Raw genomic sequence first — 10,113 nt, 5'->3', positions numbered from 1 at the left:
GCGGGGGCGGGCGCGAGTGCAGGTGCGGGCGGGAGTGCGGGTGCGGGTGCGGGGGCGGGCGCCAGTGCGGGTGCGGGTGCGGGCTCGAGTGCGGGTGCGGGTGCGGGCGGGGATGCGGGTGCGGGTGCGAGAGCGATCGCGGGCGTGGTCAGGAAGGCGAGCTGACTAGACGGGACGGCAGTCGCTGTCAACCCCCTTCGGTCGACTGGTGCGGACTTTGGAGTGCGTGCAACAATTCGCTGAGATGGCTGCCCAGGACGACAAGATCCGCTTCGACGCGCGCGGACGAGATCTGGACGAGGCCGTCGACATCCTGAGCGCCGGCTACAACGGCCGTGGTTTCCACGTCGCCCCCACCGAGGCGCCCTTCGCGTTCCGCCACACCATCGTCGGCGACGGGGCCATGACCCTGCGCTCGACGTTGTTCATGGGTCGCGTCGACGGGCAGGCCGCGGCGGGGGACGAGCACGTCGTGCACTGGCTGCTCGGCGGACGCTCGACCGTCGACAACGGTCGCGACGAGGTGGCCGGCGCCGTCGGGCGACCGATCCTCTTCCCGGAGGGGCGCGAGTTCGAGTTCACCACCGAGGACGTCAACCAGAGCCTGCTGCACCTGTCGAAGTCGGTCGTCGACGAGGTCGCGGCCGAGCGTCACGGCATCATGCCCGGCACGATCCGGTTCGACCACGCCGCCCCCGTCTCGTCCGCCGCCGTGCAGGCCTGGCACGCCACGGTCCGCCTGATCGGTCGCGCCTACCTGGGCTCGGGCGAACCCAGCGACCTGATGCGCACCGAGATGGCCCGCTTGGCCGCCAGCGCCCTGCTCGACACCTTCGCCCACACGTCGAGCCCGATGCCCGCCGCCCTGCTCGCGCCGCGCAACGCGAGCCTCCGCCTCGCCGTCGAGTACATGCACGCCAGCGCGCACCTGCCGATCTCGGCCGTCGACATCGCCCGGGAGGCGGGGCTCACCCCGCGTGGGCTGCAACAGGCGTTCAGTCGTCACCTCGACACCACGCCCACGGCCTACCTGCGCGAGATCCGCCTCGAGCGCGTGCACGAGGCCCTGCGCGAAGCCACCCCGGACGCGACGACCGTTGCCGACGTCGCCCGGCACTGGGCATTCGCCCACCTGGGCCGGTTCTCGGCCGCGTACCAGCAGCGGTTCGGCGAGTACCCCCGCGAGACGCTGCACAGCGGCTGAGGTCGGGGGTGCGCGGGGCGCGTGGTCGCCTCGCTGCCGAGCGCGCCTCCTGGGCTGGTGCCGACGGTCAGCGACCGAGCGCGGCGTAGACGCGCAGCGCGCCGGGGACGACCTCGACCGTGACCGGCAGGGGCCCGACGCGCTCGCCGTCGGCGTAGGCGGCGACCCCGTCGGCCTCGATCACGGCACGACGCACGCGGTGCACGGTCACGTTCGGGTGGCTCAGGTGGGTGCCGCGGAACACGCTCGGGAACAGCCGCACGAACTGCCAGCGCGTGAGTCGCTCGACCACGAGCACGTCGAGCAGTCCGTCGTCGAGCACGGCGTCGGGCGTGACCTTCATGCCGCCGCCGAGCGACTGGCCGTTGCCGACCGAGATCAGGGTGCCCTCGACCGTCGAGGCGACCCCGTCGAGCTCGAGGCGGTACGCGATCTTCGGCAGCCGCACCAGCTCGATGGCGAGGGCGACGTCGTAGCGTCGACGACCCTTGGGCCAGCTCAGCCGGTTGGCCCGTTCGTTGACGACGGCGTCGAAGCCGGCCGAGACCATGCAGGCGAACCAGGTGGCCCGGCCGTCCGCCTGCAGCACGCGTCCGGCGTCGATGGTGGTCGGCTCGCCCTCGAGCAGTCGGACGAGGAGGCGCGTGGCCGCTTCGGCGTCGTCGTGGGGCAGCCCGAAGGCCCGGGCCGTGTCGTTGCCGGTGCCCGTCGGCACCAGTCCCAGCGGCACGTCGGTGCCCGCGACCAGGTTGGCCCCGAGGTTCACCATGCCGTCGCCGCCGACGACGATCAGGGCGTCGGGGCGTTCGCCGTGGTCGGGGTCGAGTTCGCGGCGGGCCGCGGCCACGAGGTCGTCGTAGCTCGACTCGGTGAGCGGCACGACCGTGTGGCCGGCGTCGCGGAGCCCGGCGAGCACCCCGTCGGCGAGGTGCTTCCGGCCGCCGGCGGAGGCGCCGGGGTTGATCGCCACGACCAGGCGGAGGGGCGTCGGGGTCATGGGGTCGATCTTGCCAGCCCCGAGCCCGCACGGCTCGGGCGGCCCGCCGCGGGTGGCGGGCATACTGGACGCTGACCACCTGACGAGAGGCACCCTCACCATGAGCAGCACCCACGGCACCACGACGACCGCGACCCCGGCCCCCTACGAGCCGACGATCCGCGAGTCGCCCAACCGCGGGGCCGGCCTCTTCGTCGGCACGGTCTTCTTGCTGCTCGGCGCCATCGGGTTCCTCGTCGAGGACATGGGCTCGTTCTTCTCCACGCAGGGCGCGTCGCTCTGGTTCGTCTGGAACCTCAACCCCGCGCTGGTGGTCGTCTGGGTGCTGGCCGGTGCCGCGCTGATCATCGCGGGCGCGTCCTCGCGGGCCAGTGCCCGTTACATCAACACCTGGATCGGCCTGATCTTCGTGGTCTTCGGCATCGCCGGATTCTTCCTCGAGGGCACCGACGTCAACTTCCTGGCGTTCAACCTCGGCGACAACGTCACGCACCTCGCCGGCGGCCTGCTGCTGCTCGCGACCGCCGTGGGGGCCGAGCGCCGCCGCCGCTGAACCCCGCAGCGCCGCACCCCGCGGCACCGCACCCCGCTGCGACGCGTCTCGTCGCTCTTCGTCGCGCCTCGCAGGGGGCTGCGGGCTGGCTGCACGTCTGCCGGGATCGGCCCCGGGGGCTACCGTCACCGCGCCTCCCTGGCTAGGGTTAGGGTCACCTAACCCAGGTCACCCAGGAGGTGCGCATCATGACCGTCGTCATCCCCTTCTCCGAGGCGGTGCGCGAGCGCACGGCCGAGCGGGTCCCCGCCGACGTCGGCTGCTCGTTCATGACCGACCTGCTGATCGGTCGGGGCACGCGTGACGACTACGTGCAGCTGCTCGCCCAGCACTACTTCGTCTACGCCGCCCTCGAGGACGCCGCCGTGCGATGGTCGGGCGACCCGGTGGTGGCTCCGTTCCTCGCCCCGGGGCTGACCCGGCTGCCGGCCATCGAGGCCGACCTGGCGTTCCTGCTCGGTGACGACTGGCGGGCCCGCGTCTCGCCGCTGCCGACCACCCGCGCGTACGTCGACCGCATCGAGCAGGCGTCCAGCTGGGCCGGCGGCTTCATCGCTCACCACTACACGCGCTGCCTCGGCGACCTGTCGGGCGGACATCTGATCCGCAGCATCCTGCAGCGCCGGTTCGGGTTCGACACGAACGGCGTCGGGTTCTTCCTGTTCGCCGAGATCGCCGAGCCGAAGTCGTTCAAGACGACCTACCGTCGCCAGCTCGATGCCGTGGCCTGGTCGGCCGACGAGCGCGAGCACGTGCTCGACGAGGTCTGCGCCGCGTACCGCTTCAGCACCGAACTGTTCACCGACCTCGCGGCCGCGAAGGCCGCCGCCTAGGCGAACGCCGAAGGGCCGACGGGCCGACCGGGCCGACCGGACGGGCCCCGGGCTGCGGCCTGGTCGGACCGGACGCTCAGCCCGTGGCAGCAGTCGTCGTGTCGTCGCCGGCGTCGCCCACGCCGGCGTCGGCCGCGGCCTTGATGGCCGGCACGCGCGACGCCTCGCTCATGAAGCGGCGCACGTCGAGGTCGACGATGATGTCGGCCGGCCGCAGCGGGCGCGAGAGGTACAGCCCCTCGAGCGAGGTGATGCGGCTGAGGGCGACGTAGGTCTGCCCCGCGCTGAACACCCGCGAGCCGAGGTCGACGATGGCCCGGTCGTAGGTCTTGCCCTGGGACTTGTGGATCGTGACGGCCCAGGCGAGGCGCAGCGGGAACTGCGTGAACTCGGCCACGACGTCTTTCTTGAGCTGCTTCGTGGTCGCCGAGTACGAGTACTTGTGCTTCTCCCACACGACGGGCTGCACCTCGTGCACCTCGCCGTCGACCTCGACGAAGACGGTGTCGCGCACCCGGGTGACGACGCCCGTGGTGCCGTTGACCCACCGTTGCTCGGAGTCGTTGCGGAGGAACATGACCCGGGCGCCGACCTTGAGCTCGAGGGCCTCGTCGGCCGGATAGGCCCGCCCGCCGAACTCGCCGCTGACCTCGGCCTTGGCGGTCATCACCTTGCCCGACAGGCGATCGAGCTCGACCTTGTTGATGCGGTTGACCGTGTCGTTGCGCGTGGCCAGGGTGATGGCCCCGCCGTCGGTCGGCACGGGGCGGGCCCCGGCGCCGTTCAGTGCCCCGGCGATCTCGGCCGTGACCCGGCCGTGGCGTACGGCGTTCAGCATCTCTTTGAAGTCGCCCTCGGTCTGACGGTGGATGAAGGCCAGCTCGTAGATGCGCAGGCTCGCCTCGGCCCACACCTTGGCGTCGAAGAACCACATCGAGCGGTAGTTGTCGCGGAAGTACTCGCGCTCTTCGGCGTCGCCCGGCACCGGCGGCAGCTGGTACGGGTCGCCGAACAGAACGACCTGCACGCCGCCGAACGGCTCGTGCTTACGCTGCCGGGCCTGGCGCAGCGAGCGGTCGATGGCGTCCATCAGGTCGGCGTTGACCATCGAGACCTCGTCGATGACGAGCGTGTCGATGGTGTTCAGCAGCTTGCGCAGCTCGGCGTTCTGCTCGATGTCGTGGTCGGCGATGAGCCCCACCGAGAGGCGGAACAGCGAGTGGATCGTCTGGCCGCCGACGTTGAGGGCGGCGACGCCCGTGGGGGCGCAGATGACGATCTGCTTCGAGGTGTTCCACGACAGGTGGTTCAGCAGCGTCGACTTGCCCGTGCCGGCCCGGCCCGTGACGAAGATGTGCTCGCGGGTGTTCTCGATCGCGTCGTACAGCGCCTGCTGTTCGGCGGAGAGGGCCACGCTCACGACGACGAGCACCTTTCGGGAGGGGGGTGGGGGAGGCCACCAATCTACCCGCGACGGCGGTGGTGCTCGGGAGTTCGTGACCCGCGCCTCCTATTGTTGTCGTCATGTCGTCGTCTGTGGGGGAGGAGACGCGTCCACCGCTCGGCTGGCCGTTCGTCGCGATCTGGGGCGGGGCGCTGCTCTTCGTGCTGATCGGTTTCTGGGTCACCGTCGTGGCCCTGAACGCCACCGTCTACAGCGCCGCCGGGTTCGCCCGCGGCTACGTGGCGGCGGTGGACCGCGGCGACACGTCGAGCGCGTTGACCCTCGCCGGCGTCACGCCGACCGACCAGCTGGCCGACGCGCTGCTCGAGGTGCCGTCGCTCGGCGGCGTCGACGACGTGACCGAGGTGGGCGACGTCGACCTCGGTGACGACACCCACGCGATCACGCTCTCGTACTCGATGCAGGGCACGTCGGCCACGGCCGAGGCCCCCGCGCAGTCGCAGTTCGTCGTGCAGCGGGTCGGCACCCGGTTCGGCCTGTTCCACTCGTGGCGCTTCGTGCAGGCGCCCACCGCGCAGCTCGACGTGACGCCCCAGCACGACTCCCGCTTCACGGTGGACGGCCGCGACGTCACGACCGACGCCCCCGACGTCGCGACCCGGTTCACGGTGCTCGCGCCGTCGCGGTTCGAGCTCGACCACTCGTCGCGCTATCTCGAGGCGCCCACGGTCGAGGCCGACGTGCTCACCGTCGGGGCGACGTCGGGGGTGTCGATCGACGTCCAGCCCCGGGACGCGTTCGTCGAGGCCGTGCAGGACATGGTCGACCAGCAGCTCGACGAGCAGTGCGTCACGCAGCAGGTGCTGTTGCCGGCCGGGTGCCCCTTCGGCCGCCAGGTCGACGACCGGGTCACCGACGACCCGACGTGGACGGTGCCGGTGCACCCCGTCGTCTCGATCGTGCCGGGCCCGTCGGGCCAGTGGCAGGTGCCCGGGGTGGCCGGCACGGCCCACCTCGTCGTCGGTGCCCAGTCGCTCTTCGACGGCAAGCGCTACACGATCGACGAGGACGTCCCGTTCACCGTCACGTACCTGATGCGCATCAGCACGTCGGACGAGCTGACGTTCGACTGACCACGCCCCCGGGTCAGCGGACGGAGGCGCGGCGCAGGAACGCGAACGTCCCCGCGATCGCCGCCGCCGCGAGCAGCGCTGCGGTGAGCGCCGCCCACCAGCTCTGGTAGTTCGCGAACACGGCGGGCAGCGAGGGGCCGGCGGCCAGGAGCGCGACGGCCAGCACGAGGACGACGCCGATCGAGATGCCCAGCGGGCCCCGAGGCCCGAACCGCAGCCAGGCCGCTCCGAACACCCCGCCGGCCGTCTGGGCGACGAGGGCGCCGAGGAACACGATCGGGACGAGCACGCCCAGGTCACCGGCACCGAGGACGTTGACGTCGAAGACGTAGAAGCCGCCGAACCAGTGGTCGGTCAGCACCTCGAGTGCGAGCAGGGCGGCGAACACCCCGGTCAGGTAGAGAGCGACGAGGGTGTGGGTCACGGCGGTGCCCAGCGCGAACGCCCGCCGCGTCGCCCCGAACGAGGCGGCGAGGGGGAAGGTCGAGGCGACCGAGGCCACGCCCATGGCGACGAGGTACCCGGACTGGGCCCACACGACCCCCGGGTTGAAGCGCGCCCCGGTGGCGTACGAGGCGCCATCGTCGTAGGCGCCCGAGCGCTGTAGCGTGACCTGGATCACCACGGTGACGGCGAACGTGATGGCGACGATGAGCAACGGCACGAGCAGCACGCTGCGCCGACGGGCGAACTGCAGTCGGACGACGGGCAGGATGCGGTTCATGACGTGACTCCTTCGAGTTCGGTGTCGCGCGAGCCGAGGGCCGCGACGACCTGTTGCAGTGAGACCCCCGAGAGCTCGACTCCCGCGGCGTGGGCGTCGGATCGCGTGGTGCGGTCGGCGACGCCGTCGACCACCGCCGTCTTCAGCCCGCCGACCGCGTGCTGCGACAGGAGGCGGCGCCCGGCGGCGAACCGGTCGACGGCGGATGCCGTTCCGGCGACCTGGTAGGCGGAGGCCCGCGCCCGGTCGACGTCGGAGTCGAGCCGCACCCGGCCCTCGTCGAGCACGACCACCCGTTCGAGCAGGGCCTCCATCTCGTCGATGAGGTGGGTCGAGAGCAGGATCGTGCGGGGGTGGGCCGAGTAGTCGGCGAGCAGGCGGTCGTAGAACAGCTGCCGGGCCGTGGCGTCCAGTCCGAGGTAGGGCTCGTCGAAGATGGTCAGCGGGGCCCGCGAGGCCATGCCGATCACGATCGACGCGGCGGACAGCTGCCCGCGCGACATCTTCTTCAGGTCGGTCTTCTCGGGCACCCGCAGGTCGGCGGCGAGGTCGCGGGCGAGCGCGGCGTCCCACCCGCGGTGGAAGGCCGGTGCCACCGAGAGCACGTGCTTCAGTCGGAAGCCGTCCGGGTACCGCTGGCTGTCGCGCACGAACGACACCTGCGACAGGACGTCGGCGTGGTCCGCGGGCTCTCGGCCGAAGACCCGCACCGCGCCTCCGGACGGCCGTTCCTGGCCGGCGACGCAGGCCATCAGCGTCGTCTTGCCGGCGCCGTTGCGGCCGAGGAGACCGCAGATGACCCCTTCGTCGACGCTGAGGTCGACGCCGTCCAGGGCGCGCGAGGAGCCGTAACGACGGCTCAGGTCGGTGATCTCGATCACAGGGCTCATGACTGGTCCTCTTGTTCGATCAGGTGGTGGAGGGCGGCGGCGTCGATGCCCAGCGCGCGTGCCTCGGCCACCAGCGGGCGCACGTACTCGTCGGCGAAGCGAGCCCGGCGGTGTTCGGCCAGGCGCTCGCGGGCGCCGGTCGCGACGAACATGCCGACGCCCCGGCGCTTGTAGAGGATGCCGCGGTCGACCAACAGGTTGACGGCCTTGCCGGCCGTGGCCGGGTTGATCCGGTAGAACGCGGCGAGCTCGGTGGTCGACGCCACCGGTGCCTCGTCGGCGTAGGTGCCGTCGAGCACGTCCTTCTCGATCTGCGCAGCGAGCTGCTGGAAGATCGGCGTCCCGTCGTCGAGCACGACTGCTCCTTTGGTTAGCTACTTGAGTAGTTAACCTAGGAGGCGCGGGTCGGCCTGTCAAGGACCGTCCCGTTCAGGCGCTTGCGGCTCCCGCCCGCTCGAGGTCGCGCACGTCGTCCACTCCGCCGAAGGTCGCGCGGTAGGCGCGCGGGGTCGTGCCGAGCACGCGCGCGAAGTGGTGTCGCAGCACGGCCGCCGAACCGAAGCCGACCTCGTCGGCGATCGCGTCGATGCCGAGCCCGGTCGTCTCGAGCAGCTCTTGTGACCGCAGGAGGCGCTGGCGGGTGAGCCACGCCCCGGGCGTCGCCCCCAGCTCGGCCTTGAAGCGCCGGGCGAAGGTGCGCGGCGACATGTGCGCCCTCGCGGCCAGCCCCTCGATGCTCAGGTCGTCGCGGAGGTGCCCGAGCATCCAGTCGGTGAGCGGCGCGAGCGAGTCGTCGACCTCGACCGGGAGCGGGGTCTTGATGAACTGGCTCTGACCGCCGTCGCGGTGCGGCGGCATGACCATCCGGCGGGCGATCACGTTCGCGGCGGCGGCACCGTGCTCGCGGCGGACGAGGTGCAGGCAGGCGTCGATGCCGGCGGCCGTGCCCGCGCTCGTGATGACGCGGCGGTCCTCGACGAAGAGCACGTCGGCGTCGACCTCGATCGCGGGGTGGTCGCGCTGCAGGGCGTCCGAGTAGCGCCAGTGGGTCGTCGCCCGGCGTCCGTCGAGCAGCCCGGCCTCGGCCAGGACGAACGCCCCGCTGCACACGCTGAGCAACCACGCCCCGCGGGCCTCGGCCGCGACGAGCAGCTCGCGCACGGCCGGCGAGACGAGCTCGGCCTGGTCGGGCCGGTTCCAGAGGGCCGGAACGCAGATGACGTCGGCGTCGGCCGCGGCACCCAGGTCGAGGTCGACCGTGATCGAGAAGCCCTGGTTCGTGCGGACGAGTCCCGGGTGCTCGGTGACGATGCGGTGCTCGAACGGAGGCGCGCCCTCGTCGGTCCGGTCGAGGCCGAACACCTCGCAGAGCACCCCGAACTCGAAGGGCGCGACGCCGTCGGCGACGATCGTGGCGACGGTGCGGAACGGCATGGTGTCTCCTGGGGTGGGGCGAGCTGCACGCCGCCACGAAGTGGACACAGCGCCATCTCTTCTCGTGGCGTCGTGTCCACATCGTGGCGGGGTGCGGGGTGCGGGGTGCGGGTGCGGCGTGGCGGGGTGGCGGGGTGCGGGGTGGCGGGGTGTGGGCTGGCAGTGTGGCGCGATGTCGACGGACGGTGGCAACACTGCCACTCGTGGCAGGACCTGTCCACTCGTAGAGTTCCTGCCATGACCGCCGAGCCCCGCCCGACCATCGAGCCCCGACCGACCGCCGAGCCCCGACCGACCGCCGCCGTCCTCGACGACCTGCTCGCGCCTCCTACGCCCGTGGCCGCCCGCGCCCTCGAGGCGGCCGCCGTCGTGTCGAGTCCGGCCCTGCTCGCGCACAGCCGGCGCTCGGCGGCGCTCGCCGTGGCCCTGGGGCGACGCGAGGGGCTGGAGTTCGACCACGAGCTGCTGTTCGTGGCGGCGGCGCTGCACGACGTCGGACTGGCCGGCCCGTTCGACAGCCACGCCGAGCCCTTCGAGCGGGCCGGGGGCGAGGTCGCCCGTGTGTTCGCGACCGGGGCGGGGTGGTCGTCCGACCGGTCGCAGCGGGTGGTCGACGTCATCGTGCGGCACATGTGGCCCGCGGTCTCGCCCGGCCTCGACGTCGAGGGGCACCTGCTCGAGCGCGCGACGAGCCTCGACGTGTCGGGGGTGGGCGGCGACGACTGGCCGATCGAGCTCGTCGGCGCCCTCGTCGAGCGGGTGCCGCGCGACGGCTTCGGCGTCGAGTTCGGCGGGCTGATGTCGTCGCAGGCGCATCGGAAGCCCGGGTCCGAGGCGGGCCGGACGATCCGGGGCGGCATGCGCGACCGGATCGCCGCGAACCCGCTCGACCGCCTCTGACGGCCTCTGGCGCGCTCAAATCGAACCACCGATGTGGCGT

General features: G+C 72.1%; 11 protein-coding genes. 5 read left to right on the top strand and 6 right to left on the bottom strand.

From position 1 onward, the window contains the following. The first annotated feature begins 244 nt into the window (after nucleotides 1–244). Nucleotides 245–1,204 carry a helix-turn-helix domain-containing protein gene (locus tag BIV04_RS07710; protein WP_071255603.1) on the top strand — a complete coding sequence of 320 codons (960 nt, stop codon included), beginning with the start codon at nucleotides 245–247 and terminating at the stop codon, nucleotides 1,202–1,204. A gap of 67 nt (nucleotides 1,205–1,271) precedes the next feature. Here the strand turns inward: BIV04_RS07710 and BIV04_RS07705 are convergent, their stop codons facing one another. Beyond that, nucleotides 1,272–2,201: a diacylglycerol kinase family protein gene (locus BIV04_RS07705; protein WP_071255602.1), complete on the bottom strand. Its 930-nt coding sequence runs from the start codon at nucleotides 2,199–2,201 to the stop codon at nucleotides 1,272–1,274. A 100-nt stretch (nucleotides 2,202–2,301) separates the two neighbouring features. Between BIV04_RS07705 and BIV04_RS07700 the strand changes: the two genes are divergently transcribed. Both BIV04_RS07700 and BIV04_RS07695 read left to right on the top strand, forming a co-directional pair. Continuing rightward, nucleotides 2,302–2,754 (top strand): DUF4383 domain-containing protein, encoded by a 453-nt coding sequence (locus BIV04_RS07700; RefSeq protein ID WP_177174788.1) that lies wholly within the window; start codon nucleotides 2,302–2,304, stop codon nucleotides 2,752–2,754. Nucleotides 2,755–2,942: 188 nt separating this feature from the next. After that, on the top strand, nucleotides 2,943–3,587 hold the full coding sequence (locus BIV04_RS07695) for a heme oxygenase (biliverdin-producing) (RefSeq protein WP_071255628.1): 645 nt from the start codon (nucleotides 2,943–2,945) through the stop codon (nucleotides 3,585–3,587). Between the two features lie 76 nt (nucleotides 3,588–3,663). Here the strand turns inward: BIV04_RS07695 and BIV04_RS07690 are convergent, their stop codons facing one another. Then, complete coding sequence (locus BIV04_RS07690; protein ID WP_177174787.1) at nucleotides 3,664–5,007, bottom strand: ATP-dependent RecD-like DNA helicase; 1,344 nt, start codon at nucleotides 5,005–5,007, stop codon at nucleotides 3,664–3,666. A 104-nt stretch (nucleotides 5,008–5,111) separates the two neighbouring features. Between BIV04_RS07690 and BIV04_RS07685 the strand changes: the two genes are divergently transcribed. Continuing rightward, complete coding sequence (locus tag BIV04_RS07685; RefSeq protein ID WP_143048614.1) at nucleotides 5,112–6,125, top strand: hypothetical protein; 1,014 nt, start codon at nucleotides 5,112–5,114, stop codon at nucleotides 6,123–6,125. 13 nt (nucleotides 6,126–6,138) lie between these two features. Here the strand turns inward: BIV04_RS07685 and BIV04_RS17100 are convergent, their stop codons facing one another. The 4 genes from BIV04_RS17100 to BIV04_RS07665 form a co-directional block, all read right to left on the bottom strand. Next, nucleotides 6,139–6,849 (bottom strand): hypothetical protein, encoded by a 711-nt coding sequence (locus BIV04_RS17100; protein WP_071255597.1) that lies wholly within the window; start codon nucleotides 6,847–6,849, stop codon nucleotides 6,139–6,141. Then, nucleotides 6,846–7,739, bottom strand: a complete 894-nt coding sequence (locus tag BIV04_RS07675; RefSeq protein WP_071255596.1) for an ATP-binding cassette domain-containing protein — start codon at nucleotides 7,737–7,739, stop codon at nucleotides 6,846–6,848. Before BIV04_RS07675 ends, BIV04_RS17100 begins: the two co-directional genes overlap by 4 nt. Beyond that, nucleotides 7,736–8,095 (bottom strand): GntR family transcriptional regulator, encoded by a 360-nt coding sequence (locus tag BIV04_RS07670; protein ID WP_056229936.1) that lies wholly within the window; start codon nucleotides 8,093–8,095, stop codon nucleotides 7,736–7,738. Before BIV04_RS07670 ends, BIV04_RS07675 begins: the two co-directional genes overlap by 4 nt. A 73-nt stretch (nucleotides 8,096–8,168) precedes the next feature. After that, on the bottom strand, nucleotides 8,169–9,173 hold the full coding sequence (locus tag BIV04_RS07665; protein WP_071255595.1) for a GlxA family transcriptional regulator: 1,005 nt from the start codon (nucleotides 9,171–9,173) through the stop codon (nucleotides 8,169–8,171). A 237-nt stretch (nucleotides 9,174–9,410) separates the two neighbouring features. Between BIV04_RS07665 and BIV04_RS07660 the strand changes: the two genes are divergently transcribed. Then, nucleotides 9,411–10,073: an HD domain-containing protein gene (locus BIV04_RS07660; protein WP_083396266.1), complete on the top strand. Its 663-nt coding sequence runs from the start codon at nucleotides 9,411–9,413 to the stop codon at nucleotides 10,071–10,073. The last annotated feature ends 40 nt before the right edge of the window (nucleotides 10,074–10,113 follow it).

Source organism: Frigoribacterium sp. MCBA15_019, from assembly GCF_001864945.1.
Lineage (GTDB): Bacteria > Actinomycetota > Actinomycetes > Actinomycetales > Microbacteriaceae > Frigoribacterium.
The sequence above is the reverse complement of the archived record's forward strand: the minus strand, read 5'-3'. Positions and strand labels throughout refer to the sequence as shown.

Excerpts from the sequence above, each read along its gene's own strand:
- BIV04_RS07710 (WP_071255603.1), top strand. The coding sequence starts at position 245 with ATGGCTGCCCAGGACGACAAGATCCGCTTCGACGCGCGCGGACGAGAT.
- BIV04_RS07705 (WP_071255602.1), bottom strand. The coding sequence starts at position 2,201 with ATGACCCCGACGCCCCTCCGCCTGGTCGTGGCGATCAACCCCGGCGCC.
- BIV04_RS07700 (WP_177174788.1), top strand. The coding sequence starts at position 2,302 with ATGAGCAGCACCCACGGCACCACGACGACCGCGACCCCGGCCCCCTAC.
- BIV04_RS07695 (WP_071255628.1), top strand. The coding sequence starts at position 2,943 with ATGACCGTCGTCATCCCCTTCTCCGAGGCGGTGCGCGAGCGCACGGCC.
- BIV04_RS07685 (WP_143048614.1), top strand. The coding sequence starts at position 5,112 with ATGTCGTCGTCTGTGGGGGAGGAGACGCGTCCACCGCTCGGCTGGCCG.
- BIV04_RS17100 (WP_071255597.1), bottom strand. The coding sequence starts at position 6,849 with ATGAACCGCATCCTGCCCGTCGTCCGACTGCAGTTCGCCCGTCGGCGC.
- BIV04_RS07675 (WP_071255596.1), bottom strand. The coding sequence starts at position 7,739 with ATGAGCCCTGTGATCGAGATCACCGACCTGAGCCGTCGTTACGGCTCC.
- BIV04_RS07665 (WP_071255595.1), bottom strand. The coding sequence starts at position 9,173 with ATGCCGTTCCGCACCGTCGCCACGATCGTCGCCGACGGCGTCGCGCCC.
- BIV04_RS07660 (WP_083396266.1), top strand. The coding sequence starts at position 9,411 with ATGACCGCCGAGCCCCGCCCGACCATCGAGCCCCGACCGACCGCCGAG.